Source organism: Paenibacillus silagei (genome assembly GCF_017874735.1).
Taxonomy (GTDB): domain Bacteria; phylum Bacillota; class Bacilli; order Paenibacillales; family Paenibacillaceae; genus Paenibacillus_AQ; species Paenibacillus_AQ silagei.
On the sequence record NZ_JAGGLV010000004.1, the window covers coordinates 95,186 to 120,079 of the forward strand.

The window sequence follows — 24,894 nt, forward strand, 5'->3', positions numbered from 1 at the left end:
ACCGTTTACAAACGAGGTGTATTTATATTCCCTTCATGTGCAGGAGTACGATCTCTAACGGACCTCATCCTTCCTGCTCAGCCTTTGACAGCAGACAATGAAACTCCGCGCATAATGAACTTCTGGAAGACCAGGAAGACCAGGATCGGCGGCAGAGAGACAATGAACAGAATTGCGAATTTGATGTTCGTATTCAGCGCTTTTACATTGATAACGTACTTATAGATAGCGGTAGCGAGCGTATACTTCTCCTCACTGTGCATGACCAGCGACGGCCAGAACCAGTCATTCCAGGCTGTGGAGAAGATGAAGATCGCCAGTGTTGCAAAAATCGGAATCGACAGCGGCACCGCGATGGTGAAGAAGCTTCTCGGCTCCGAGGCCCCGTCCATCCGCGCGGCTTCCAGAATCTCGGGATGAATCCCGTCGAAGAAATTCTTAAGCAGCAGGAAGAAGAACGTGTTCGCGCCTGCCGGCAGCCAGAAGGCCGCATATTGATTGAGCAGGCCCAGCTCCTTTAGATTGACAAAGTTCGGAATCATATAGCTCGTAGCCGGAATGAACAGCGTCATCAGGAAGAAGAAATAGAAGGCCTTGCGGTAAGGCACATTCATCCGTGAGATACTGAAGGACGCGAGTCCCAGTACAATTAGCGTGGCGACCATATTCCCTGCAAAAATATACAGGGTGTTCCGCAGAAACATGGCCAGATCGATGTAATCCAGCGCATCCTTCAGGTTACCGAAATGCCATTCCTGCGGAAAAAAATGCGGCGGAAAGGAATTGACCTCGATATTCGACTTCAGCCCGTTGAACATCGTCATGAGGATGGGGTACAGCATGCTGAATATCATCAGGACAATGAACAGCACCATAATTCCGTAGACCACCCTGTTGCTGGTCTTTTTCAGGTCATGCTCCGAGAGAATACCTCTGTCTGCGCTCTTCATCCTAGTTGTCCTCCTTGTTAAGCTTGAACTGAAGAATGCCCAAACCGCCCAGAACAACAAACATCAGCATCCCCAGCGCAGTCGCCGTACCATAATCCAGTCTGGTAAAAGCATACTTCACAATAAGCAGCGCATACGTCAACGTAGCATTGTTCGGCCCCCCGTCCAGCAAGGCTAGCTGTGACTGGTAGCCCTGAGAGGTGGCAATCACCTGAAGAATCAGCATCAGCAGAATCAGATTGCGCAGCGAAGGCAGGGTGATGTGGCGGATACGGGCCCAGACTCCGGCTCCGTCAATCTCGGCGGCTTCATACCAGTCCCGGGGAATACTTAACACCGCAGCAAGATAGATCAGCATCCCCGAGCCGAATTGCTGCCAGGTCTCCATGAAGACCAGCGAGATCATCGACCACCGGGTATCGGTCAGGAAGGCGATCTGCTCCGCTCCGGTGCTGCCGATTACGGCATTTATCGGTCCAACCGGATCGTACAGCCAGCGCCACAGCCCGTATAGGACTACAGCAGGCATGACATATGGCAAATACGCAGCAACGCGCACGAATCCGCCGAATTTCCGCAGCTCGGAGATGGCAATGGCAAAGGCAATCGGAACCCAGAAGCCGATCACCAGGCAGAGCAGCATATAGTACAGGGTGTTTTGGACAGCAATCAGTACATCGGGGTCGGTAAGCGCCCTGGCGTAATTGTCCAAGCCAACGAAGGTATTCCCTTTGACGAAATCAACGGTGTAGAAGCTGTACAGGAACCCTTTGAAGATAGGCACCCACATAAACATAATGAAGATAATCAATGCGGGGACAAGAAACATCACGCCCCAATAATTCTTTTTCCAACGGTTCTGCTTGTACGGCTTGCTCTCCAGCTCCGCTGGAAGGTGATCATGTAATGCAGCAGACTGATTCATTCCGGCTCCCTCATTCCTGTCGTCTTTCAGCACTTTATGGGAAAGCGCCTCCTGTCTTCATTGTAGGAAATGAGGGAAAGACTTAACATGTCTATATCTATGGCAATCGTAAGCGTTCTTACTTCTTCAGTTCGCTGGGGCTGAGCCCAAAGTATTTTTTGAAAATTTTGCTGAAATGCTCCGGCGACTCGTATCCTACCCGCTCCGCAATCTCATACCGCCGCAGATCCGTGTTCAGAATCATCTCCCGGCTGTCCTCCATCCGCAGCTTAATGACATATTCCCAGAGGTTATAGCCTGTATTCTTCTTGAACAGATAGCTCAGGTAATTAGGGCTGACATGATTCTTCTTTGCTACTTCATGGATCGTCAGCCCCTTCTGGGCGTAATTCCCGTCAATGTATTCCTTCGCCTTCTGCACGATCAGATTGCTGTGCGTATGCAGCTCCTCGGGTGACGGATCAGCAGCATAGTTGTTCCAGTTGAAATCCCCATAATAGAACACATAATGATCGGCATGCTCGTTGTTCCAGAGTATGGCCTTCGAGGCTTGCCGGTTCAGCACATCCATGAAGCTCAGCCCCTTCAGAATCTGGCTGATGCCAATGACAGCCCGGAGCTGCAAATAGCGGTTAATATTGTAATGGAGGCTGCGACCCAGCACCTCCAGCCGACTCAGCTGGCCGGTGGACGGCTCCTCGTAGCTCTGCTCATCCCACTGGATAATGACCGTAATCTCCTGGTCCGGCGAATAGAAGGCAGTGGAATTCCACTCCTGATCCAGCAGCTCCTTGGCAATATTCAAGGCGGCGTAACGCAGCAAATTATGATCGCGGGTAGTGTACCTCTGCTCAGGCCGGTCTTGCGGCAGGGGAAGCTTGATTTTGATCACCGCAAAAAACGGCCCCTGCAGCCTCAACTCATCCAGCTTGCGCCGCTTCTCCTCTGCCCCCAGCACCGCCGCAGTCTCCGTAAGCAGGCTGTTCAGCAGCTCGCTGTACTCGGGAAGCGGCTCCTCCAGGCGGAAGCGGTCAGCATTCCCATCCATATAAGTGGCCAGCTCCGGCGACGGTCTATTCATCTTCAGGACGACACTGCGCACCGAATCCAGGAACTGCTCACTGTTCAGCGGCTTGATCAGATAGTCTCTCGCACCCAGCCGGACGGCCATCTGGGCGTACTGAAAGGTCTCATGCGCAGAGATGACGATCGTCTGCATCCAGGGCCTGGTTATTTTGGCATGCTGCATCAGTTCGATCCCGCTCATAGCCCCCATCTGGATATCGGTCACAAGCAGATCAATCTCCTCCATGCGGATACAATCCAGTGCCTCATACCCGCTGCCAGCCGTATAGATATGGTCAATATCCAGCCCGGAAGCAGCCAGCAGACTGCTCAATCCTTTGCAAATGAGCGGCTCATCATCAACAACAAGTATATTGAACACCGTATTCTCTCCTCTACTCTATAGTCTCTGACTTCGGAAGGATCACACTTACTATCGTGCCTCCGCACTCGCGCGGTCTGTAGCTGATCCCGTAATCCCCGCCGAAGTGCAGTTGCACACGCTGATGGATATTGCGTATACCGTAGCCGTTAACCGGGTTCGGGCTGTCATCATTGAGTATCTGTTCGATAGCCTTATAATCCACCTGCTTATAACCGTTATCCTCAATGGTAATCCGAATCCGGCCATCCTCCAGCACAGAGGTAATAATGATTTCGCCGTCCTCCTCCATATGCTTAACCCCGTGGATAATCGCATTCTCGATCAGGGGCTGCAGCGTGATCTTGGGGATCAGATTCCTGGTCGTCCCGGGAGCAATATTCCAGATAACGGCGAACACATAATCATGCCGGTGCTGCTGGAGCTTGATGTAGGCACCGGCATGCTCAAGCTCCTCTTCGAGCGTGATCAGCTCCCGGCCCCGGCTTAAGCTGATCTTCATCAGCTTGGATAATTCCTTGATCATTTCCGCGGATTCCACGTTGCCTTCGAGCGAGCTTTTCCAATAAATACTCTCCAGGGTGTTGTACAGCAGATGCGGGTTGATCTGCTGATAGAGCAGCTGCAGCTGCGATTCCTTCTGCTTCAGCTCCATCTGGTATTTGTACATAATCAGGCTGTTGAGCCTGCGGGCCATATCGTACGTGGCGTTAATCAGCACACTGACCTCATCGTTGCTTCCTCTGCGTGGAGTCTCGGGCACACGGTTGCCCGGCTCATACTTGCGCACAAAAAAAGCCAGCTTCTGCAAAGGAGTCATCAGCGAACGCCAGAAGTAGGTAATGATGATCAATCCGAACAGCGCATAGGCCACTGTTATGTATTGAATGACGCGTTTCATTTCGTTTTGCTGCTGGAGCAGGGATTTGACGGGTACCTTGTAGACCAGCTTTTGCTCAAAGGCATGATTGTTGTTCACCACATAGATGAAGTCATCAGTGATAATATCCTCGGTCCCTTCCGGATCTCCCGCCTCCGAGCCGTCCGGCAGAACGATCACCTCTCCAGTTGAATTCGTGGTGGAGGCCAGCACACGGTTGCCCATGTCCGTCAGATAGATTTCCCCGTCCGGCAGTGAGATGGACCTTAGCGATTCACCGATCTTCGATTCCATCTTGGTCACCACCAGCACGCCGAGCGTTCCTTCCCCCCGGTAGATATTATTGACAGCCCTGACATAAGTGAGCGTCTTCAGATCTTCGGCCTGCGGACTCAGCTTCTCGGTGAACATCAGGGTACCGCGGCCTTTCTGCTGCACCACCTGTTCAAACCAGTACGGCTGTTCCTCTTTGGAGAAAAAATAAACCCCCGCCTTCTTCACCTGCGGAAAATTGGGAGCGAAAAAGTAGTAGTTATCTGGATCATATACGTACAGCGAGTAGTAAATGCCGTCCCCCCGCTCCGCTCCCTGCGAATAGCTGCCGAGCAGCTTCTCGATGGTCTCATAACGTTCCACCCGCTCCAGCACCGTATCATTCCCGCTCATGTTGAGCTGCTGCAGGACCGGATTCTGGATGACGGTGGTCGTTATTTTATTCACCGTATCGATGTCTCTGTTAATGATGGCGAAATTCTGCTTGTTCAGCTCCACATAGGCATTGGTCACATGGCGCTTCAGAATCTCCTCTGCCTTGTAGTTGCCGTAGCTGTTCAGAATCAGAATAGGCGTAATCATAATCAGGAACAGCAGAATCAACTGCTGCTTAACACTGAGCCTGACAATGGGTTTCACAAGCATGGACAACATCTGGATTCACCTCCAGTTTTAATAATATAACAAACGTATAAGCGCTTACACAGGTTTATTTCAAAGTTCTTTATGTCCATTTGTATGGAGTTTCTTACCCAAATAAAAACCAGCCCTCACACGAACATCCCGCGTTGGACTGGTTTTATAGTGCTTCATCCTGAGCACATTGAGCCGGACGGCTTATGCTAGCTGTAATTCTTCCTCTACTGTTCTCAAAAAAGCAAGCACAGCAGCAATCATCTGCTCCAGCCCCGGTTGTTCAATCGGAAAATGACCTGCACCCTCTAAAATCACAGATTCTTTTCTGCTTTTAAGATGGTCATAAAATGGTCTGCTGAAGCGGTAAGGAGTCATAGGGTCTAATTGAGGATGAACCCGAACCCTTGTTCATGAATATGTAGTTCCTTTCCACGCTTCCTCGCTTAGGAGACAGGAATTTCTTTTTCCATAATGTAATCATCCATAACAAATCCATTGCCGATATCCGCCATTTGTCCCCGTAGGGTCCGGAAGCCTTTTTTCTTATATACTGCAATACTGGATTCGTTATCACGATTGACTGTCAGCCAGATATGAGTCAGATTACGGTCCTGACACAGCTTCTCCAGGAAGGCCAACGCTTGGCTGGCATAGCTGCGCCCCCTGTACTCCTTACTGATATAAAACTTGCTCAAAAAGAGCTTCCCTTCCTCTTCTCTGGCCGACATATATCCGGCTGTGGAGCCTTCGCCGTTATGGATCAAGTAATATTCGTAGCCCTGATGATGGATCTGATCCGTTATCGCGGGAACCGATTGGAACTTTTCAATCATGTAATCAATCTGCGCGACGGTAATAATGGAGACATAATGTTCGTGCCATATTTCTGCTGCCAACCGGGCAACCTCAGCAGTTTCTTCCGCTGTATTCACTTGTGAAAATCTAAGCTCCATAATATGTACCTGCCTTTCCTGAGTCTCTCGTATCACCCTATCCTTGGACACGGACATTGAAGCAGAAGTTCACGCTCTGGTATACCCGTTCAATTGCAGCCACGAGGCACAGGCATCCGTCCAGGTCTTGGTGTGCGGTTCTTCAGGAGCTAAGCCCAGACCGTGTACGCCGTGCGCATAGATATGCAGATCGAATGGAACCTTATAACGGCTAAGTCCTGCGGCGAACAGCAGGCTGTTCTCCACAGGAACATAATCATCGTCCGAGGTATGCCAGAGGAACGTTGGCGGCGTGTCCGGGGTTACCTGGAACTCGCTGCTGAGCTTAAGCGACAGCTCCGCATCAGGAATGTCTCCCAGCAGATTCTCCTTCGAGCCCTGATGTGTGACCCCTTCGGTCATCGAGATGACCGGGTAGCATAGAATCAGGCGGTCAGGACGGCTGGACAGCCGCTCCAATGGCTCCGGGTGATCAGGATTACCGAGATCATAAGATACCCCTGCGGTAGAAGCGAGATGTCCGCCTGCCGAGAAGCCAAGAATGCCGAGCCGAGCCGGGTCAATGCCGAATTCGTCCGCGCGGAAGCGGATCGTACGCAGCGCCCGCTGCGCATCCTGAAGCGCACTCGGGTATTGATAGGGCGCTACACGATAGCGCAATACGAAGGCGGAGATGCCCAGTGTATTCAGCCACTGCGCCACGGGCCCTCCCTCATGATCGGCACGCATAGCGTACCCACCTCCCGGACAGACCAGCACAGCAGCATTCCCCTTGCCTTCTACTAAATACGGTATAATCGCAGGCTGATCCTCTTCGCTGGTTCCCAGCGCTCCAGGCGCCCCTTCAGGCCATAGCAACAACGTTTCCATCATCATCCCTCAAGCTTTCCTTCTATAATAGAATAGATAATAGAGGAAAAAAGTTCCTCAAGGGCCATTCTATCAAGCTCTTACAATTCATGCAATCCGGATATCACCAGATCCGCTGCCTTCAGCACTTCAGGCTTCCCGATACCTACCACCTGCATTCCGGCCGCCTTCCCGGCGGCTACTCCAGCCTCAGCATCCTCGAACACCACACAGTCCTGCGGCTCCAGCCCCAGCTCCCGGCAGGCAGACTGGAACACCTCAGGGTCCGGCTTAGCCCGGGCTACCTTATTGCCGTCAATAACAACGTCGAACAGCCCCGCAATATTCAGCTTCTCCAGTATGAATTCCGCATTCTTACTCGCAGAGCCAAGGGCAATAGCCACGCCGCGTGCTCTGAGCGCATTCAGATAGGCTCTGACTCCAGGCAGCAGCTCTGATTCATCCAGACCTGAGATATATTCTACATAAAGGTGGTTCTTCTTCTCCGCCATCGCCAGCTTCTCTGCTTCGCTGTATTCAAGGCCGCCAATCTCTAGAAGAATATCCAGGGATCTCATCCGGCTGACGCCCTTGAGCCGCTCATTGTCCTGTTCGGTGAACGGGAAGCCCAGCTCCCCGGCGAGCGAGCGCCAGGCCAGATAATGATACTTCGCCGTGTCTACAATCACGCCATCCAGATCGAAGATAGCGCCCTTCATATGCTCCAGCATCATGGTCATGCTCCTCTCTGATTGGACTCAGACGCTAACTCCAGGATCGCACCGGGAGGGCACGGCACCACCTCACCGCCGAACCCGGCGAAGCTTACCGCTTCGCTGTTGCCCGGCGCTGCCGTAACCGTGATCTCTTCGTGGCCGATCCGCAGCCGGAAGCTGCCTCCGCGCAGGATTACCGGCAGCTCAATGGAACTCCAGGTCTCCGGCAGAGACGGCTTAAGGGTGACGGTCTGTCCATCAAATCGCACACCCGCGAAGCCAAGAACCGCAGCCATCCACGCGCCACCGTTCGCCGCCGGATGCGTCCCGCCAATATAGAGGTCACCGACATACTGCTTCGACTCGCCGGTAAGATCGACCGTGGCCGTGCGCATGAAATACGGATATCCCCAATCCGGCAAGCCGATATCCGCTGCAGCCAGCGCATAGATACACGCGCTGAGGCTGGAGCCATGCTCGGTTCGCGGCTCATAGAATTTCCAGTTGGCCTGTTTCACTTCCCTGCTTCATCTGTCCCGGAACAGATGAAGCATGAGCACCACATCGGCCTGCTTCAGGATTCTTGTGGTTGTTGCCAGCCCGTTGCCTCCGCCCCAGTACTCATTCGGGTGAATGATCCGTGCCTTCAGCTCAGCCAGAGACACATCCTCCAGTTGCAGATAACGGTCGAATTGTTCAATCACCAGCGTATCCGGGTCCGGCTGCGGAACATAGAGATGTGCCAGCATTGCTGTGAACTCATCCAGGAACGGCCCGTCTGCATACGATTCAGCAAGACCGTTATACACAGCCGGATATTTGTCCTGCAACCGTTCTGCTGTCTGCAAGGCAATCTTCAGTGTCTCCTGAACCATGGCGCTCGTAAATGCGTTATTATTCACCCGCTCATGATATTCATCCGGCCCGGTAACATCCAGCAGCTCATAACGCCGCTTCACAGGATTATAGTAAGCATAGGAATAGAAGAAACGCGCACATTCCCAGATCACCTCCGCCCCGCCGTCCGCCAGGATGCTGTCATCTCCCGTGAAGGTCACGTATTGCCAGAGTCCGTGCACGACATCTGCACTGATATGAATCTGCTTATCGCGGAAATAGGTCCGCATGGGGCGCCCGGTAAATACATCGTTCACATTGAACAGAGTGCAGGCATCATCCCCGGAGTCCTGACTCTCCCATGCGTAGAAGGCGCCTAAATATCCGTATTCCTCCGCCTTCCGCCGTGCTCCGTCCAGCGTGTGGATGCGGTACATCATCAGATTGCGGGCAATCCCAGGATCACTGTGCAGGAAAAAGGGCAGCATGAACATCTCCGTATCCCAGAATACGGCCCCCTTATAGACCTGCCCGGACAAGCCGCGCGCCGGAATCGAGACCTTCTCCGACTTCGTCGGTGCAATGATCAGCAGCTGATACATACTGTACCGCAGCGCGAACTGCGCCTCCACATCGCCTTCAATGATACAATCGCTGCGTGACCATCGCTCCGCCCACTTGCGCCGGTGAGCCTCCAGCAGGCCGGGATACCCTGTAGCGGCGGCCTCCTGGACGGCCCGCACCGCCTGCTCATCAGGGCTGCCTTCCGCAGGAGCGCCTTCTATATCCAGGCCCGTGTACACGGCTGCATATTTGCACCATGTATGAGTCTCACCTGCCTTGGCTTCTATAGAAATATGGCGCAGCGCGGTTCCTCCATCCAGCTCGATAACAGCGTCAACCCGCTTCGCCTGTTCAGCGGTACCGAACACTATAAGCTCCGCCACCGCCACCGGCAACCCCAGCTCCCCGGTAACTGCTGTTGACAGCAGCGCCCCGCCGTGCGAGCGGCTCTGTTGCTCCAGCAGATGGGGACCGTTGATATCCCACACTGCGGCATCGATTCCTGTAGTAATCTCTATCCGGCAGTCGGCGGTGCAGTGAAGGGTCCATCTGGCAGCCAGCAGATGGAGCTGATCCATGCTGACGAACCGCTCGGCGGTCAGGGTCCCCCTTCCGCCTTCTCCGATCTCAAATACCGTCTCCCGCCGGTGCATAGCGAAGCGGAGATCCAGGCTCTGTGTATGAGCCAGAGGCCTGGTCTCCAGCACACTTAGCTTGCAGCCGTTGGCGCTGACTACCGTATACAGCCCGTTCGGTGCGTTCACCGGCTCACGCCATTTGTCGCCCACCCGGTCATACACTCCGGCCAATGTAACCGCCGCAAGCTGCTCCTTCCCGAACTCCTCAAGGACTCCCCGGAAGCCCATATAGCCATTGCCGGTCATAAATTTGTTGCCGTTCGCCGTAATCCGCCCAGGCTCGAAGCTGCGCTCACTTACCGTCCAGTCCATTACACAGTCATCCCTTCAGCGAGAGGAAGCTCGATTCCTGCTTCATCTACGGTCACCCGCTGATCATAGATCAGCACCTCTGTGCTTCCGCCATTGACTGCTCTGAAAGAAACTGACTCTGCATTTACCGTAATACCCAGCAGTACGCCCCTGCACATCGCCTGGAAGCTGTAAGCGGTCCACTTCTGCGGCAGCACCGGCCGGAAGGACAGACAATCTCCATCCGAGCGCATCCCCCCGAAGCCGTAGACGATGTTCATCCACGCTGCGGCGATCGATGTGGTGTGCAGCCCTTCCCGGGTATTTCGGTTATAGTTGTCCAGATCCAGGCGCGTGGCGAACTCGAAGAACCGGTACGCTTCCTCCGATTTGCCCAGCTCACTGGCCAGAATCGAGTGAATCGACGGCGAGAGCGAGGACTCATGAATACATCTCGGTTCATAATATTCATAATTCGCCAGCTTGGTCTCGCGGGAGAACTGCCCGTTGTACAGGAACATGAACATCAGCACATCCGGCTGCTTGATCATATCGTAACGGTACAGGCGGTCATACGACCAATTCGAGTACAGCGGGAACTCAGTCACCGGAATGGAGTGAATGTCGATATGCGGCATATCAAAAAATCCGTCATGCTCCTCGTAGATGCCGCTGCCGGGATCGAACGGGATTTTCATATGGACACGCTTGTGGTCCCAGTCAGCCAATTCCTCCTCGCGGAGTGCAGTAACCGCTATAACCGCCGCATATTCTTCAGGCGCCTCCGCCTTCATGAGGGCTACTGTTTCGAGCGTATATTCGAATAACTTCTGAGCCAACAGATTGATGTAGCAGTTATTGTTAACCATCAGCTGGAATTCATCCGGCCCCATCACGCCGAAATATCCGTATTCCCCGCTGCGTTGACCCCACTGGCCGCGGGATGCGTAGAAACGGCTGATCTGAATCAGCATTTCGGCGCCTTTGCTGTAGAGGAATTCCAGATCGCCGGTGTTCTTCACATAATGCCAGATGCCGTAGGCGACTGCTGTCCCGACATGAAGCTGCAGATTGGAATGCTGCCACAGGTCACAGCTCTCTGTCCCGTCAATCGTGGCAATCGGATAGAATGCGCCCGCGCAATCCACATCCTTCCCGCGCTGGAGCGCCTGAGGCAGCGTCTTGTAGCGGAATTCCAGCAGACTGCGGGCCGCCTTCGGGTTATTGAACAGATAGAACGGCAGACAGTAGGACTCGGTATCCCAGAAGGCAAGCCCCCGGTAAGCTTCGCCGGTTAACCCTTTGGCACCGATGTTATACCCGGGATGGTCCCCGTGATATGTCTGATACAGCTGAAAAATACAAAAACGGATGCCCTGCTGATTCTCCGGATCGCCCTCAATCCGGATATCGCTGGTTGCCCAGATGCTGCTCCAATAGGAGGCTTGGTCAGCAACCACCTCTTCCTCCACCAGCCGGTCCGCCGCTGCTGCAAGCTCCATGCCTTTTGTCCAGAGACGGTCTGTAGCTGGGGCAGCATCCGTGCCTGTCACATTGACCACAAGCTTCGTGAAGGATGCAGGCTCCCCTTCAGCCAGCATAAGTGAGAATTGCCGCCCGATATACCGGTCATCTTCCACAAGCTCCGTATGCAGCGCCTGTGAAGACTTCAGGACAAAGCCCGAGAACAGCTGATTTCCGGTTGTCAGCGTACGGGCCATAATGGCAGTTATTGCTCCTTCCCCGCCGCGCTGCTGCTCTTTCCACATACTCTGGCCGTGTTCCTCATGAACCATGCCGAAGTCAAGGCCAGTACAAATATCTACCTTACCCGTGAAATTAAGCGCGGTGAAGCTAATCTGCTGCAGTCCCAGATGGGACAGAGTCATGCTGACCAAGCGTGTGAAGCAGAGCTTCAGCTTTTTCCCGTCCGCCAGCAGCCAGATGAACTCCCGTGTATAGGTTCCCGTCTGGAAATCCAGTCTGCGCGTATACGCCTCTATGCGGGAGTGAGCCAGATCCAGGGTTTCACCGTCCACCGAGATCCGGGTATGCAGCCAGTCCACGCTATTCACCATGTAGCGCAGCGACCGGATAATGCCTTTATAATGATTGCCAACCTCCATTTGCTCATTCAACCCGTTGAAATAGCTCCCCGGCAAGGAATCGCCGCTGTAGCCCTCGTCCGCATACCCCCGTACCCCCATATACTCATTGCCCAGTGAAAAAATAGATTCCGAAGTCCGGTTGCGTTCCGGATCAAAGCCTTCCTCAATAATTGCCCAGGGATCGACCTTCAGATAGGGATCTGCTACTTTTGCCATAATTGAAACTCTCCTTCGCTAAGTGAGGCTTGGTCCGCTCCTCCGCTCACACAGCGGAAACAACAGACACTTTAGTTCCAGAGTATCGCTAAGCCCGCCCGTGACCAAGGTCCGCCTGTAAGCGAGTTATGTGCATTTGTACGGATCATATGGAATACGGACGACAAACGCAAAAAAGCCGCCCCCTCTGCATCTATCCAGAACAGGTGACAACTGATATAATATCCTTTGAATCATGTAAAGAAGCCTATCATACGCCCAAAAACATAAGCTTTCTCACACAAATGAAGTGAAATTTATCACAATGTTAAAAATTCGACACTTTTATACGAAAATACTTACCCATAAAGAGGAATTTCAAGGTATAATTAATTTAAAATTTACTGAAAAACTGAGGGAATAAAGGGGATGTCGATTATGATAAAGGAACATTATAATGTTATCGAAGCCCGCGGCAATACAAACTGTTTCTCCGAGCAGAACTTTAACCGCCTGTTGGTCACCATGAAGGAACGTGTAGTCCCTGAAGGATCACACCTGTTCTGGGAAGGCGATTTCTCGGATAAACTGTTTTATATCAAGCGTGGACGTGTGAAATTGACCAAATCTACAGACGAAGGCAAGGAACTGATTCTGTATATGTATCAGGCTGGCGATATGGTAGGTCAGGCTGACCCGTTCTTCAGCACGAAGCATAGCTTCACGGCCGAAGTCATTGAAGAGAGTGAGGTTGGCGTGATCGAGCAGAAGGATCTGGAGATTCTGATCTGCCAGCACTGCGACTTCTCCATTGACTTCATGAAATGGATGGGGATCCATCACCGTCTCACACAGACCAAATTCCGCGATCTGATGATGTACGGCAAACCGGGCGCACTCTGCTCCACACTGATCCGTCTTGGCAACACCTATGGTGAGAAGACAGGCGACAGCATTCTAATCAACAAAAAAATCACGCATACAGATCTGTCCAACATGATCGGCGCTACCCGTGAGAGCGTTAACCGGATGCTTAGTGATCTGCGCAAAAAAGATGCAGTGGAGTATGAGAATGGCATGATCGTCATCAAGGATCTGGCGATGCTTCAGGAAATCTGCCACTGCGAATTATGTCCCAATGAAATTTGCCGAATTTAATTTCCTATCAATAATACCCTCTATTCACCTCATTGAAACATATCTGACCCAATAAATTTAATAGAGTGGTCAAGGCGCCCTGTCCGGCGTCTTTTTTTCTTGTCTGGCGATGAATTTACCTCACTGGTGGCACATCCTATGTACCTTTTACTTCCCAATCATCATAATATTCTGGTGTTAAAGGCAGTTCCTCATTCCTAAGGAACTTCGCAGCATATACGGCTAGCGGAGAAGCTGAATCGAGGGTTATTCTAGTGATATCCACCCATTCCGCCCCGCGGGAATCCTGTTCTTCGAACATTGAAATGGCAACAGGCTCTTCTTCCCCGGTCATTTCAACCTGATACAAGGCTGCCAGATGATGCATTTGTGTAAAGTGATCTTCGTTATGCCGGATAAAGAAATCGTAGGTGCCAAGGTTCTGTTTTACCTTTACTGTATAACCAGTCTCTTCAATAAACTCTCTGACCAAGCCGTCAACCAGTGATTCACCAGCCTCCAGTCTTCCCCCAGGCAGATCGTATCTTCCGCTATAAGGGCCTCTTCCTTTATGGATCACTAACAGCCTGCCGTCACGCTGACAAATTCCATATACGCCAAAATGGTTAAAGCTTGCCATCGCCGCCCTCTCCTCCGTTCATTTTCTAAATAGATCACCTCTATCAGTAAGCAATACCGACACGGGATCTTATGAAATCGCTAGTATCAATCTGACTATAGGTGAATTCCGCTGTATCCGCTACAGATATTTCAGTACCGCCTCCGGGCAAAATATCTCGTCTCACACGATAGGTCCCCATACGTTCTCCTTCCACCAGAGCGGTTGGGCACACAATGGTCCATTTCAGAGTCGATCGCTCCAGCAAGCGATAGGCTTGTTCATGTTCTTCTGCAGCACGGGTGGACCTGCGTTTAGATTCGCTGGATTGGTAACGCAGGAGTTCCGGGGAAAGCTCACTTTGAAGAATACCCGCAGTTCCTACGGTAATAATGCGCTCTATCCCTTCCTGATACATGGCTTCAATGATAAAAGGCATGCTGTCTGTAAGCGTGGTTGTCCCATCGGTGTTCAATGCACTAATCACTACATCATTTCCCTGCACTGCCCGGGCAACATCTTCTTGATTAATAACATTACCTTCGATAATCGTCAGGTTGGCATGGAGCGGATGAACCTTCTCCGGCGTGCGGACCAATACTTTCACATGATGTCCATCCTGAAGAGCATGGGTAACAATGTTGCTCCCCACCCGGCCGGTGGCACCTAGAATCAATATATTCATATGAAAATAACCTCCTGGTAAGAATTATCCCTATTATAGCAGGGATAGAGCGGCAAAAAAGCCCCGCAGCCATGTAGCAGCTGCGGGGCTTGATATTGGATCTAGCTTGCTTTCTTCGTCTGAGGAGGAGCTGATACGTTACGCGGAGTCCGTACTGGCGAGATTAGCCAGTAAGCCATTCCGACAAAGACACCGCCGCCGATGATATTGCCAAGCGTAACAGGAATCATGTTGTGGAACCAGCCGGCGATGCTCACTGTCTCTGGATGATTCGGCAGCAGCACGGCTACGCTCAGGAGCGTCATGTTCGCTACACTGTGTTCATAGCCGCTCGCGATGAAGGCGAACAGACACCACCAGATCAGGACCAGCTTCGCCGCTTCACTCTTGGCGCGGGAGGACATCCACAGTGCCAGGCAGACCAGCCAGTTACAGAGAATGCCGCGGAAGAACAGCTCTGAGAACGGAAGGCTCATCTTTTTGGCGGCGGCTGCGAAGATCAGATGCTCGGCAGGCGCTGCCTTGAAGAGGCCCGATCCCTGAATCAGCAGCGCCAGCACCACTGCACCAGCTACATTGCCGAGGAATACCAGGACCCAGTTCTTCACCGTGTCCCAGACTGTAGTTCTCCCGGCAAGTGTGCTTACCGTGAAGAACATATTATTACCTGTAAACAGCTCTGAGCCTGCGAATACAACCAAGGTCAAGGCAATCCCGAAGGATGCTCCCATAATCAGCGGCTGGAACGGTGACTTAATCGCTGCCAGCGGTGCCCCCAGTGAGAAGATGAGAATAATACCAATACCCACATATGCTCCTGCCAGGAGGGCCGCCAAAAAATATTTGGGCAGGCTCTCATTCATTTTGTCGCGTTTCCCTACGGCTGTCTCAACGATATTCTCTACGCTCTGCGTAAACATATCCGCACCTGCTCTTCCTTTAATTTAGGGTTGTTACTGCCGCAGGCAGAGTGACCTTAACAACTCCGCCCTCTACTGTAACCGGATAGACTTCTGCCTGCCCCCGGTCCGGTGCCTGAACCTCTCCGGTACGAAGGTCTATCTTCCAGTCATGCAGCGGATCATATAAATAATAGCCTGATACGATGCCTTCCGCGAGCGGACCGCCCTTCGGGTGGGGACTGTGGTTGCGGACCGCATAGACTGCGCCGTCCGATGTGCGGAATATGGCTAATTCCACCTCTCCTGCATGAACTACCCGGCCGATCTGCAGCATGAAATCTTCCACTGCACCTATCGTATATTCCCGATTGCTCCGTTCCATTATGCTCTCTCCCTCTCCCTTTAGACTATACCTGTGTCTCTTCGAACAGCGCAGTACGGGTGTTTTTGTCATCCAGCATTTTCCGCCAAGGATCACTCACCTGGGCCAGTGCAAAGTCAATACGTGCCGCAAGCTCTTTACGGTTGTCGTCATTCCCCATAACCACAGTCTGGATATGCTCAAGACCCATACGCTCTACCCATTCGGAGGTTCTCTCCAGGTAATTGCCGGTCTCACGGTAGTACTGGATAACAGCGGAGCAGACCTCAACCAGCTCCTCGTCGGTCTTCACCTTGCAGAAGGCATCTGCGATGCGCGGCTTAATCCCGCCGTTCCCGCCGATGAACACTTCCCAGCCGCCGTCATTGCCGACAATCCCGATGTCCTTCGTGCAGGATTCTGCACAGTTGCGCGGGCAGCCGTTCACCGCCATTTTGAACTTGGCCGGCATATCCAGCCGTTCGTACTTGCGTTCCAGCATAGCGCCCATGCCCATGGAATCCTGTGTACCGAAGCGGCAGAACTGCGAACCCACGCAAGTTTTTACCGTACGCAGCGACTTCGCATAACCATAGCCGGACGGCATATCCAGCTCCTCCCACACCTTAGGTACATCTTCTTTTTTGACACCGATCAGGTCAAGACGTTGTCCGCCCGTTACCTTCACAACCTTCACATCATACTTCAGGGACACATCGGCAATCCGCTTCAAATCCTCAGGAGTGGTCACCCCGCCATACATCCGCGGTATAACTGTATAAGTTCCGTCCTTCTGAATATTGGCGCTCATCCGTTCATTGACGAACCGGGATTCCTTCTCGTCCTCGTGTGTGTCAGGATAGATCATCCCCAGATAATAGTTCACTGCAGGGCGGCATTTCGAACAGCCTTCTGCCTGCTTCCAGTCCAGGACATGCATGACTTCCTTGGTGGTCCGGAGGCCTTTAGCCGTAATCTCGGCTACGATCTCATCCCGGCTAAGTGAGGTGCAGCTGCAGATTCCCTGCTTGGCACTCTGCTGGAAGCTGTCTCCGAGAACGAATTGCAGAATCTGCTCTACCACCGGCTTACAGCCGCCGCAGGAGCGGGTTGCCCCCGTGCAGGCTTTGATCTCATCCACCGTAGTGAAGCCGTTCTCCGTAACAGCATCCACAATCGCTTTTTTGGTTACGCCGTTGCAGCCGCAGACGATTTCTTCATCGGCCATCGCTTCAACGGACATGCCCTTCTTGGCTCCGCCTCCGCCGCAGCAGCTTGTGCCCATAACCTCATCATAGATTTCATTAGTCATCTCTGTGCTGTTTTTCACAAGCTTCTGCAGGTTGGCAGATTCCGTTACATCACCGAACAAGACGGCACCGACAATCACATTATCCTTAAGCAAAATCTTCTTGTAGGTTCGCTTCCATTCATCCTTGGCAGAAATGACGGTATGCTCCGGTGTTTCGGTAAATTCACCAGCGGAGAATACATCTACCCCGGAAATTTTGAGCTTGGTTGCTACAACTGAGCCTTCATAGCCTGGAGTCTGTACACCAGACAAATGCTTGGCAAGAACCATGCCCTGCTCGAATAACGGTGCAACGAGTCCGTAGCAGGTTCCACGGTGCTCTGTACATTCGCCGACAGAATACACATCAGCCATAGAAGTCTGCATATAATCGTCAACTACGATCCCGCGGTTAACGGTGATTCCGCTGTCCTTCGCAAGCTGGACATTCGGCTTGATTCCAACAGCCATCACTACAAACTCTGCCGGCAGCTCACTGCCGTCACTGAAGCGTAGTCCAGTTACCCGTTCTTCGCCAGTTAATTCAACCGTCTGCTTGCCCATGGCGAATTTCACACCTTGACGCGTAAGCTCTGCCTGCAGCATTGAAGAAGCGGTACGGTCCAACTGGCGCTCCATCAGATCCTCCAGCAGATGCACAACGGTAACATCCATACCCAGGTTGACCAGGCCTTTCGCAGCTTCAAGACCTAGCAGTCCTCCACCGATCACAGCCGCCGTGCGGTACTGCTTCGCCGCTGCCAGCATCGCATCGCAGTCTGCGATATCGCGGAAGCCGACTACCCCATCCTTGGTGCTGCCGGGTACGGGGAGAATGAAAGAATTCGAGCCTGTTGCAATAATTGCTTTATCGTAAGGAACCGCCAGTCCATTATCGGTCAATATGAGTTTGTTCGATTCATCAATCCGGGTAACCGTCGTGCCGGTATGCAGTGTAATATGATTATCTTCATACCACCCGAGATCGTTGAGAATGATGTCTTCAATTGTTTTGCTGCCTTCAAGTACATAGGACAACATAATCCGGTTATAGTTGGGATGCGGCTCACTGCCGAAGACAGTAATATCATAAGCGCCGCCCAGCTTCAGAATCTGCTCAATAGTGCCTACTCCCGCCATGCCATTCCCAATCAGCACTAACTTTTCTCTTTCCGCTGCCACTGGTAGACCCTCCTTCAGAAACTCTGATTTCTTCAATAACTTTACCTGATAGAGAAATTATACTGTCCCCAATTCCATGACAAGTGTGACCACAGTCACACATTATGTGAATTTTTTCACACAAGTGGAGATGACTTCTCCTGTCCAAAAAAAACGGATACCCATGCAGTTTCGCACAGATATCCATTCATTTGATACACGATCTCACTCCTATACTTCATTCACTTATTTCAGTACCAGAGAGATCTCCAGCTTGTCCTGCGGACTGAGCTTCATGTCCACTCCATTACCGAGCAGACCTTTATCATTGACCTTCAGTCTCCATTCCTCGCTGCTGAGCGGGGTATATTCCATCACGGTAAGCACCGTCCGGTTATCCTCGGCAAGCCGGACCATACCGCTGTTCTTGAGCAGTCCCTTGACGGACATATCCTGCATAAAAGAAAGCACATGCGAATGTGTCAGCTCCGGCTGCTCGCTCCCCCCGTTCACCGTGATGATGACAGGCTGAAACATCTTTCCGGTTCCGGCAGGCCCTGCTGACATCGTAACGGCCGAACCCGGTTCCAGCGTCGTATTCAGCTCTTGAACCTTCTTGCCGTTCACCTGAACCTCCCAGCTCATATCCGGACCCAGGGAGACCTTATTCACCTCAAGAATACTAGTTCCATCCGCTGAAAATGTAACAACGCCGCTCTTTCTGAACAGCTCTATTATTGAATTCCCAGGCACGTAAGCTTCGTTAAGCAATCTGGCCGAGCTTCCGGCCATTTCACTGTCACCCACCTTGACTGAAAAGGTTAATCCTTGGCCTCCGTTACTGCTGCCGCCATTCTCTGATCCCAAGCCACAACCGCTTGCCGCGGCCAGCAAGAGAAGGCACAGCATGAAGCGCATCCATTTCGTGGACATCCCACGGCACCGCCTTCATATGTATTTTCCCAGACTCTTTAAGGATAACGCATAGAGGAAGGGTTCTCAAATCATTTCTGCCTGAAGAAAAAGTAAAAAGCCCCCGAAGGGACTTCTACCTTGCAGCAGGTCCTATTGATAACGCAGGAACAAAATATTGTTCTCCAGATGTACATGTTCGAAAGTCATGCCTTCGAGTTCTTCAAGGCGGGCATAGGTCAGGCGATAAGTCGTGCAGGCATGTGCGGGCGGTGTGTAGTCATTAGTTACTCTGCGCAGCTCGCGCAGAATCTCTCCGGCCCCGTCATGCTCAGCTTCCAAATTATGCAGCAGTCCGCGCAGCTCCGCAAGTCCTTCTTCGGTCGGGTTCTGAGTGTAGGCCAGCATCTTAGGGAATTCGCTCTCTTCTTCCTTCGCTGTATGCTGCAGCAGCTCTTCACGCAGCATATTGAACAGACGGTGCATCTCTCCGAGGTGCGGTGAATCCTCACCGTGAACGCGGAACACCTTGGTTACATTTTGGCTGATTAGCGGAAGCTCTTCACGCAGATAACGGTGATGCTTGTTCACAATATAATCCACCAGCTCCTCCGAAGAAGCCTCGTTCCAGGCGGTATCCTCTTCCAGAACCGGGTGCTGCTCTTGCAGCTTGTTCAGCTCCTGCACCATTGCTGCCGGATCAAGACCCTTCTCGGCAGCGGCTTCAGCCAGCGGCTTGGCACCTCCGCAGCAGAAATCGATCCGCTGTGCTTTGAAATAATCTGCTGCTTTGGGGAACTGCAGAACAATATCTCTGACCATTGCTTCCGGGGTGAACCCAGGATGAATTGTAGTATCGTTTAATTGATTGGACGCCATGTTGGCCCCTCCTCAGGTTAGATGTAGGTTTGTGCTTCTTTTCACTTCTATACCTTATCACTGGCCTTAGGCGGAACTTGTGATTGTACGCACTGAATATAACAAATTTTAATGAACGCGAACTTTTAGTATTCTTATGTAAAATATACTAGACATTTTGTTTTATATATTTTACAATATGCGTGAGGTGAGGGAATGGGGAAGAATCTGAGGCTCAAAGCCTCCAGAGCGGCAAAAGACATGTCGCAAAAGCAGCTGGCGGATGCCGTGGGGGTCACAAGACAGACAATTATCGCGATTGAGAATGGTGATTACAACCCCACCCTGAGGTTGTGTATTGACATTTGTGTAACCCTTGGGAAGACGCTGGATCAATTATTTTGGGAGGGAACGAAGGATGAGCAGAACGAACCTGGATGAGAGACAATTGCAGCAGCGGCACAAGGCGGGGAATCAGGCATTTCTTTTGATGGCATTCTTATTGCTGGCAGACATGGCGCTGCAAAACTACGGAATGAAGTGGCTGGAATATCCGCTTAGTAATTACGCAATTTTCATGCTGGGTGTGGGTTCCTATCTCGTACGGCTGATCTGGAGCGGTGCATATGTGGGACCGGGCGGAGCACAGGGCGGAGCAAAAGGGAAAAACGTTCTGGGTGCACTGCTGGCGATCGTGGTGGCAGCCTGCATCCTTATCGTTACCTTCGTGAATCCAACCGCCCAATCAGCAGCAAACAGCGGTGCGAACGGGAAGGTGATTCTGATCATTTCCGTTACAGCAGGACTGGTCATCTTAAGCACCGTGTACTTGATCCGGCGGAGGAATAACCGGGCGGAGTAGAGTGGCTTGTACTGCTGAAGCAAAAGAAGCGGAGGGGAAATTTGGAACTGGAGGAGCGGAGCGATCGCCTTTGTGTTTGGATTTCTACCGCGAAGAGCGGTTTGTATCAGGAAATCCAAACACAATAGCGGCCGGAAGTTCAAATGTTCACCGCAGCGACGACTTGGTTTCAAGTTCAACTCTTTTTTTCGAGCTTCACCTTTTCTATCGAACCGTCGCCTGCATGTAAGTCCGCTTGCCCTGCGCATCCTTCAGGTAGGGGCCAAGTCCGGCGAACCGCGAATGATCCACATATACACCCGTCATCCATCTGCCTTCGGTCAGGCCGCCGTTCCACTGCAGCACCAGATCGGGGGCAGAGATCCATTCCTGATACACTCTGATGTTCTTATCCTTATATTCTTTGGCCGGTTTGTTCAATTCGCTCAGCGGTGCCGGGGTAAGGTAGGTGGGCACGAAATATACAGAGATCAGCTCCATATCCTCCTCACTCAGAAAAGCCTCCTCCCCCAAGTAAGGCTGGAGCAGCCGGGTATTCTCATACATGGACCATATCACAGCTTGAAGTACCATGCTCTGGCTAATTCCATTATGAAAAGTAAAACGGCGCTGAGCATTTGAGCCACTCCCTCCCTTAGCCGTTACCGGCTCCAGGCAATGCCGTTCACAACCGATACATTTCCAGCCGGACGGGCCTTGAATCCATTTCTGAAACACACTCCCGCTGTCATTATCCCCTTTATATAGAGAAGAAATGATCTCATACGGCACACCGATCCACGCAGCCCACAGAGAATCCGGGAGATAGCTATGAAGCATGAACAACACCTTGTCATAGATCAGCTGTACTTTAATCGAAGCAGTCTCCAGTTCGGCGACATCCTTTTTTCCATAGGTTATTTCCCGGGAAAACAAGGTGATGGTCATGGTCCTCGCCTCCTAAAAGTTGTGTGAGCCCTCCGCTTCCTTCCATCAGCATCGTCCAAAACACATCCCGTAAGCATCCGCCTGCCGCATAACCCTGGGCTTTTCCTACTTTTGTTAACGCTTCCACACATCCGTAATATTTAGTATGTTCTATTATATTACACAGGTAGGGCCTAAGTGCAAGGTTTATTTGGGCAAAATTTGCATAAACAAGCGGAAACGGCATTGCCGTCCTTATAAAGGACGGTACCGTTTCAGCGAGAAATAGAAGGATAAGTTATCGTGTGCAACCTATAAATTCTTATCTTTCAAGCAGAACAGCATATGAAAAGCCCCTTACCCGGATACCCGGCAAGAGGCTGTCATCAAAAATATATTACGGTACTGCTACTCCACCCAGCTCTCGGCCCAGGACTGGATTTGCTGCATGACCGGCTCAAGCGCACGGCCCTTCACTGTTAATTCATACTCAATGCGCACCGGTGTCTCCGGGTACACATGACGTACCAGAATGCCCTCGCATTCCAGATCCTTCATGCGCTCGGACAGCATCTTATCGCTCATTGACGGAATCAGTCCGGAAATATCCTTGAACCGCTTGGGGCCGCTCATCAAGGTCTGAATAATGAGTCCGTTCCAACGCTTGCCCAGAAACGAAAACGCCGTCTCAAATCTCGGGCACATCGTCAGTTGATGTTCTTCCATGGTTATCACCTCTCACTTATGAAGCTTACAATTAGTTAGTATATATAATTTTACCACATTTATTCTGGAATGAACATCGTTTGTCAAAAAAAAGTTCATTAACCACTATTATTATATTTCCGCTCTCAATCCTTGGTGTCTTCTCCCTTGTGTCTTAGCTGGATGGCCTCTGTAACCACATAGGCAAGATCATCGTTGCTATAGAGAGAGAGTACGCCCAACACCGTATCATCAGATATGAACCCGGCCTCCTCCTCGGATACCGTCAGAGCCAGCGCATTGGCCAGCGCCTGATTGCCCTCCTGCTGCGGATAAGCCTGCAGATATAGGGCATGCGGGTCCAGCTTGTTATTCACACACCACTGGGCAAATACGAGAATCATCATTTCCTCGTCCCGCTTATAGCTCTCGATGATCCGCTCTTCCATCGACTTGTTGTCATAATCCTCCATGTTGTTCTCCTCTCTGCTGCGAATCTGACCGCTCAGCGGCTTAGTCTTGCTGCTAATTCATGGCTCGGCAATACAGCCGAAGCGGAAATGCCACACTGCTCCGGTGTCGCTATATTGCTGAGATAATGGCTGACCGCTCCGCTGAAACCTCTGCGCTCCAGCACGGTATCCCAACTTCCGAAGTTCTGCGTGCGCGGCAACGAGCCCTGCTCATATAATATAACCCGTTCCATGTCCGTCACCTCAACCGATCTGCCATGTCCGTGCAGCTCCAGCTTCTCCAGGTCGGCCCCGGCATCCCGGACCATGCTGTAATGGCCGTTGGTGCCGTTCTCCCAGCCCAGCATTCCCGAAGCCTGCAGAAGTCGCCCCTCCACATCCGCCTTCAGGCTGCTGTGCAGCAGCTCATAATCCCCGCCGGACAGCCAGAGCAGCAGATCCAGCATATGGATCAGGTCATCATGGATCGTCTCATGGCTGCTACCCTGCTGCAGCTTCGTCCGGTGTTTGACTGCGGTGGCTTGGCTGATGCCTCCGGCCTTATGCAGCCAGGATTTGGCGGCGGCATACATCGGAGCATAGCGGCGGTTGAAGCCCACTCCCAGCAGCAGCCCCTTGTTCTCAGCAAGCTCTGCCATCCGGCGGGATTCATCCAGATCATAGGAGAGCGGCTTGTCCACATACACGGACACCCCATGCTCCAGGCAAGAGGTCACAAGCTCATAATGCGTAGTTGTAGGACTATGTATGAACACAGCGTCCAGATCCCAGGACAGCAGCTCCGTAAGCTCGGTTGTCCCCCGCTGAAGGCGATATGCCTGGACTGCCCGCTCGACCGTAGCAGAGGAATGGCTGAGCACTCCCACCACCTCGGCCTGATCATGCCGGGAGAGCAGCGGCAAATAGACTTTACGGGCAATATCGCCTATGCCGATCATTGCCACTCTTTTGCGGACAGGTAGTTTCATTAACAGCATCTCTCCTTACATGTTGGGGGAATTTCTATTCCCTTATAGATGTATTATACCGTGACATGCTGCGGGAACAATGATCTTTGCTTCAATAATTGCTTTAATTGCTTTTTTTTCAGTATGATGAAATGGATGGAGTGAAGAAGGGGCATAGTATAATGAGAAAATGGCTAACGGTTATTCTATATGTTTCGTGCATAATCCTCGCGTTTATCTACAGGTATGAACTCCTGGCCTGGCTTAGAGAGGATCATCCCTTGTATTTGTCCATGCTCGCCGCCACAGTGCTGGCCTTATTTCCGGTCCTGCCCTACAAGCTGATTATCGGTCTGTTCGGGTATGCCTATGGAAGCTTCGCAGGAGCGTTAATCTGCTGGAGTGCTACTACGATCGCGGCAGCCCTTGTCTATGGAGTCGTTACATCCATGTTCCGGAGCAAATCTATGGCCTATCTAAGCAGTATTTCGGCGCTGGACAGATTTGTGTCCGCTGTGGAGCAGCGTCCTTTTGCATCCGTAGTGATTGCCCGGCTGGCACCGTTTATCCCGCAGATGGCTGTGAATATCTACGCCGGTGCCGCCGGACTGCCTTTCTGGAGCTATCTTGGAGCCACCGCACTTGGCAAAATCCCCGGCATCGCCCTCTACGCCTTCCTCGGAGGACAGATGTTCCAGCACCCGCGAAGTGCAGCTGTAGCTATAATCGTGTATATTGCCGTACTGGCTGTGGCCGGATTATCCATGCGCCGCCGTCCTACTGCGGGCCGCTAACGCTTCAAGAATTTCCGGT

The 24,894-nt window shown here is 52.0% G+C and carries 25 protein-coding genes and 1 pseudogene; 4 read left to right on the top strand and 22 right to left on the bottom strand.

All coding sequences use genetic code 11. The features are described from left to right. Positions 1 to 77 precede the first annotated feature (77 nt). The 11 genes and pseudogenes from J2Z70_RS07795 to J2Z70_RS07840 form a co-directional block, all read right to left on the bottom strand. Complete coding sequence (locus tag J2Z70_RS07795; RefSeq protein WP_209871219.1) at positions 78 to 950, bottom strand: carbohydrate ABC transporter permease; 873 nt, start codon at positions 948 to 950, stop codon at positions 78 to 80. A 1-nt stretch (position 951) separates the two neighbouring features. Continuing rightward, positions 952 to 1,779 carry a carbohydrate ABC transporter permease gene (locus J2Z70_RS07800; protein ID WP_209871729.1) on the bottom strand — a complete coding sequence of 276 codons (828 nt, stop codon included), beginning with the start codon at positions 1,777 to 1,779 and terminating at the stop codon, positions 952 to 954. A 214-nt stretch (positions 1,780 to 1,993) separates the two neighbouring features. Further along, a complete protein-coding gene (locus J2Z70_RS07805) occupies positions 1,994 to 3,322 on the bottom strand; it encodes a response regulator (RefSeq protein WP_209871222.1) in 1,329 nt (442 codons plus the stop codon). Positions 3,323 to 3,335: 13 nt separating this feature from the next. Beyond that, positions 3,336 to 5,129, bottom strand: coding sequence for a cache domain-containing sensor histidine kinase (locus J2Z70_RS07810; RefSeq protein ID WP_209871225.1), 1,794 nt, complete (start codon positions 5,127 to 5,129; stop codon positions 3,336 to 3,338). Between the two features lie 183 nt (positions 5,130 to 5,312). Next, positions 5,313 to 5,486: an alpha/beta fold hydrolase gene (locus tag J2Z70_RS07815; protein ID WP_209871228.1), complete on the bottom strand. Its 174-nt coding sequence runs from the start codon at positions 5,484 to 5,486 to the stop codon at positions 5,313 to 5,315. Positions 5,487 to 5,554: 68 nt separating this feature from the next. After that, entirely contained in the window at positions 5,555 to 6,064 is a 510-nt protein-coding gene (locus tag J2Z70_RS07820; protein ID WP_209871231.1) for a GNAT family N-acetyltransferase, read from the bottom strand. Between the two features lie 69 nt (positions 6,065 to 6,133). After that, the gene (locus J2Z70_RS07825; RefSeq protein ID WP_209871732.1) at positions 6,134 to 6,934 is read right to left on the bottom strand and encodes an alpha/beta hydrolase; all 801 of its coding nucleotides are present in this window, start codon (positions 6,932 to 6,934) and stop codon (positions 6,134 to 6,136) included. 80 nt (positions 6,935 to 7,014) lie between these two features. After that, positions 7,015 to 7,644, bottom strand: coding sequence for a beta-phosphoglucomutase (gene pgmB / locus J2Z70_RS07830; protein WP_209871734.1), 630 nt, complete (start codon positions 7,642 to 7,644; stop codon positions 7,015 to 7,017). A 5-nt stretch (positions 7,645 to 7,649) separates the two neighbouring features. Then, on the bottom strand, positions 7,650 to 7,925 hold the full coding sequence (locus J2Z70_RS33165; protein ID WP_245368097.1) for a glycosyl hydrolase family 65 domain-containing protein: 276 nt from the start codon (positions 7,923 to 7,925) through the stop codon (positions 7,650 to 7,652). 9 nt (positions 7,926 to 7,934) lie between these two features. Then, positions 7,935 to 9,980, bottom strand: a pseudogene (locus tag J2Z70_RS07835) (glycoside hydrolase family 65 protein); the annotation flags it as partial. Further along, the gene (locus J2Z70_RS07840) at positions 9,980 to 12,283 is read right to left on the bottom strand and encodes a glycoside hydrolase family 65 protein (protein ID WP_209871234.1); all 2,304 of its coding nucleotides are present in this window, start codon (positions 12,281 to 12,283) and stop codon (positions 9,980 to 9,982) included. The gene J2Z70_RS07840 and the pseudogene J2Z70_RS07835, both read right to left, overlap by 1 nt. A gap of 417 nt (positions 12,284 to 12,700) precedes the next feature. On the opposite strand from J2Z70_RS07840, the gene J2Z70_RS07845 reads away from it, so the two are divergent. Continuing rightward, a complete protein-coding gene (locus J2Z70_RS07845) occupies positions 12,701 to 13,420 on the top strand; it encodes a Crp/Fnr family transcriptional regulator (protein WP_245368069.1) in 720 nt (239 codons plus the stop codon). Between the two features lie 136 nt (positions 13,421 to 13,556). Here the strand turns inward: J2Z70_RS07845 and J2Z70_RS07850 are convergent, their stop codons facing one another. The 7 genes from J2Z70_RS07850 to ric form a co-directional block, all read right to left on the bottom strand. Continuing rightward, complete coding sequence (locus J2Z70_RS07850) at positions 13,557 to 14,039, bottom strand: NUDIX hydrolase (RefSeq protein ID WP_209871237.1); 483 nt, start codon at positions 14,037 to 14,039, stop codon at positions 13,557 to 13,559. Between the two features lie 43 nt (positions 14,040 to 14,082). Then, the gene (locus J2Z70_RS07855; RefSeq protein WP_209871240.1) at positions 14,083 to 14,703 is read right to left on the bottom strand and encodes an NAD(P)-dependent oxidoreductase; all 621 of its coding nucleotides are present in this window, start codon (positions 14,701 to 14,703) and stop codon (positions 14,083 to 14,085) included. Positions 14,704 to 14,804: 101 nt separating this feature from the next. Next, positions 14,805 to 15,623, bottom strand: coding sequence for a formate/nitrite transporter family protein (locus J2Z70_RS07860; protein ID WP_209871242.1), 819 nt, complete (start codon positions 15,621 to 15,623; stop codon positions 14,805 to 14,807). Between the two features lie 19 nt (positions 15,624 to 15,642). Then, positions 15,643 to 15,987, bottom strand: a complete 345-nt coding sequence (nirD, locus tag J2Z70_RS07865; protein WP_209871246.1) for a nitrite reductase small subunit NirD — start codon at positions 15,985 to 15,987, stop codon at positions 15,643 to 15,645. Positions 15,988 to 16,012: 25 nt separating this feature from the next. After that, on the bottom strand, positions 16,013 to 18,439 hold the full coding sequence (gene nirB, locus J2Z70_RS07870; RefSeq protein WP_209871249.1) for a nitrite reductase large subunit NirB: 2,427 nt from the start codon (positions 18,437 to 18,439) through the stop codon (positions 16,013 to 16,015). Between the two features lie 225 nt (positions 18,440 to 18,664). Continuing rightward, positions 18,665 to 19,351 (bottom strand): hypothetical protein, encoded by a 687-nt coding sequence (locus J2Z70_RS07875; protein WP_209871252.1) that lies wholly within the window; start codon positions 19,349 to 19,351, stop codon positions 18,665 to 18,667. A gap of 132 nt (positions 19,352 to 19,483) precedes the next feature. After that, positions 19,484 to 20,179, bottom strand: coding sequence for an iron-sulfur cluster repair di-iron protein (gene ric / locus J2Z70_RS07880; RefSeq protein WP_155991686.1), 696 nt, complete (start codon positions 20,177 to 20,179; stop codon positions 19,484 to 19,486). Between the two features lie 225 nt (positions 20,180 to 20,404). On the opposite strand from ric, the gene J2Z70_RS07885 reads away from it, so the two are divergent. Then, positions 20,405 to 20,629 (top strand): helix-turn-helix transcriptional regulator, encoded by a 225-nt coding sequence (locus tag J2Z70_RS07885; RefSeq protein ID WP_036698494.1) that lies wholly within the window; start codon positions 20,405 to 20,407, stop codon positions 20,627 to 20,629. Next, complete coding sequence (locus J2Z70_RS07890) at positions 20,607 to 21,050, top strand: DUF6773 family protein (protein ID WP_209871255.1); 444 nt, start codon at positions 20,607 to 20,609, stop codon at positions 21,048 to 21,050. The genes J2Z70_RS07885 and J2Z70_RS07890 overlap by 23 nt, the downstream gene beginning before the upstream one ends. Positions 21,051 to 21,254: 204 nt before the next feature. Here the strand turns inward: J2Z70_RS07890 and J2Z70_RS07895 are convergent, their stop codons facing one another. The 4 genes from J2Z70_RS07895 to J2Z70_RS07910 all read right to left on the bottom strand — a co-directional run bounded on the left by J2Z70_RS07895 (position 21,255) and on the right by J2Z70_RS07910 (position 24,102). After that, entirely contained in the window at positions 21,255 to 21,977 is a 723-nt protein-coding gene (locus J2Z70_RS07895) for a hypothetical protein (protein ID WP_209871258.1), read from the bottom strand. 387 nt (positions 21,978 to 22,364) lie between these two features. After that, complete coding sequence (locus tag J2Z70_RS07900; RefSeq protein ID WP_036698497.1) at positions 22,365 to 22,682, bottom strand: winged helix-turn-helix transcriptional regulator; 318 nt, start codon at positions 22,680 to 22,682, stop codon at positions 22,365 to 22,367. A gap of 125 nt (positions 22,683 to 22,807) precedes the next feature. Continuing rightward, positions 22,808 to 23,134, bottom strand: a complete 327-nt coding sequence (locus J2Z70_RS07905) for a hypothetical protein (protein WP_209871261.1) — start codon at positions 23,132 to 23,134, stop codon at positions 22,808 to 22,810. 32 nt (positions 23,135 to 23,166) lie between these two features. Continuing rightward, positions 23,167 to 24,102 carry a Gfo/Idh/MocA family protein gene (locus J2Z70_RS07910; RefSeq protein ID WP_209871264.1) on the bottom strand — a complete coding sequence of 312 codons (936 nt, stop codon included), beginning with the start codon at positions 24,100 to 24,102 and terminating at the stop codon, positions 23,167 to 23,169. Positions 24,103 to 24,263: 161 nt separating this feature from the next. On the opposite strand from J2Z70_RS07910, the gene J2Z70_RS07915 reads away from it, so the two are divergent. Continuing rightward, on the top strand, positions 24,264 to 24,875 hold the full coding sequence (locus tag J2Z70_RS07915) for a TVP38/TMEM64 family protein (protein WP_209871266.1): 612 nt from the start codon (positions 24,264 to 24,266) through the stop codon (positions 24,873 to 24,875). The last annotated feature ends 19 nt before the right edge of the window (positions 24,876 to 24,894 follow it).

Bases quoted from the DNA above. Each gene is read 5' to 3' on its own strand.
- J2Z70_RS07795 (WP_209871219.1), bottom strand. From the start codon at position 950: ATGAAGAGCGCAGACAGAGGTATTCTCTCGGAGCATGACCTGAAAAAG.
- J2Z70_RS07800 (WP_209871729.1), bottom strand. From the start codon at position 1,779: ATGTTTCTTGTCCCCGCATTGATTATCTTCATTATGTTTATGTGGGTG.
- J2Z70_RS07810 (WP_209871225.1), bottom strand. From the start codon at position 5,129: ATGTTGTCCATGCTTGTGAAACCCATTGTCAGGCTCAGTGTTAAGCAG.
- J2Z70_RS07815 (WP_209871228.1), bottom strand. From the start codon at position 5,486: ATGACTCCTTACCGCTTCAGCAGACCATTTTATGACCATCTTAAAAGC.
- J2Z70_RS07820 (WP_209871231.1), bottom strand. From the start codon at position 6,064: ATGGAGCTTAGATTTTCACAAGTGAATACAGCGGAAGAAACTGCTGAG.
- J2Z70_RS07825 (WP_209871732.1), bottom strand. From the start codon at position 6,934: ATGGAAACGTTGTTGCTATGGCCTGAAGGGGCGCCTGGAGCGCTGGGA.
- pgmB (WP_209871734.1), bottom strand. From the start codon at position 7,644: ATGCTGGAGCATATGAAGGGCGCTATCTTCGATCTGGATGGCGTGATT.
- J2Z70_RS33165 (WP_245368097.1), bottom strand. From the start codon at position 7,925: ATGGCTGCGGTTCTTGGCTTCGCGGGTGTGCGATTTGATGGACAGACC.
- J2Z70_RS07840 (WP_209871234.1), bottom strand. From the start codon at position 12,283: ATGGCAAAAGTAGCAGATCCCTATCTGAAGGTCGATCCCTGGGCAATT.
- J2Z70_RS07845 (WP_245368069.1), top strand. From the start codon at position 12,701: ATGATAAAGGAACATTATAATGTTATCGAAGCCCGCGGCAATACAAAC.
- J2Z70_RS07850 (WP_209871237.1), bottom strand. From the start codon at position 14,039: ATGGCAAGCTTTAACCATTTTGGCGTATATGGAATTTGTCAGCGTGAC.
- J2Z70_RS07855 (WP_209871240.1), bottom strand. From the start codon at position 14,703: ATGAATATATTGATTCTAGGTGCCACCGGCCGGGTGGGGAGCAACATT.
- J2Z70_RS07860 (WP_209871242.1), bottom strand. From the start codon at position 15,623: ATGTTTACGCAGAGCGTAGAGAATATCGTTGAGACAGCCGTAGGGAAA.
- nirD (WP_209871246.1), bottom strand. From the start codon at position 15,987: ATGGAACGGAGCAATCGGGAATATACGATAGGTGCAGTGGAAGATTTC.
- J2Z70_RS07875 (WP_209871252.1), bottom strand. From the start codon at position 19,351: ATGTCCACGAAATGGATGCGCTTCATGCTGTGCCTTCTCTTGCTGGCC.
- J2Z70_RS07885 (WP_036698494.1), top strand. From the start codon at position 20,405: ATGGGGAAGAATCTGAGGCTCAAAGCCTCCAGAGCGGCAAAAGACATG.
- J2Z70_RS07890 (WP_209871255.1), top strand. From the start codon at position 20,607: ATGAGCAGAACGAACCTGGATGAGAGACAATTGCAGCAGCGGCACAAG.
- J2Z70_RS07895 (WP_209871258.1), bottom strand. From the start codon at position 21,977: ATGACCATCACCTTGTTTTCCCGGGAAATAACCTATGGAAAAAAGGAT.
- J2Z70_RS07900 (WP_036698497.1), bottom strand. From the start codon at position 22,682: ATGGAAGAACATCAACTGACGATGTGCCCGAGATTTGAGACGGCGTTT.
- J2Z70_RS07905 (WP_209871261.1), bottom strand. From the start codon at position 23,134: ATGGAGGATTATGACAACAAGTCGATGGAAGAGCGGATCATCGAGAGC.
- J2Z70_RS07910 (WP_209871264.1), bottom strand. From the start codon at position 24,102: ATGAAACTACCTGTCCGCAAAAGAGTGGCAATGATCGGCATAGGCGAT.
- J2Z70_RS07915 (WP_209871266.1), top strand. From the start codon at position 24,264: ATGAGAAAATGGCTAACGGTTATTCTATATGTTTCGTGCATAATCCTC.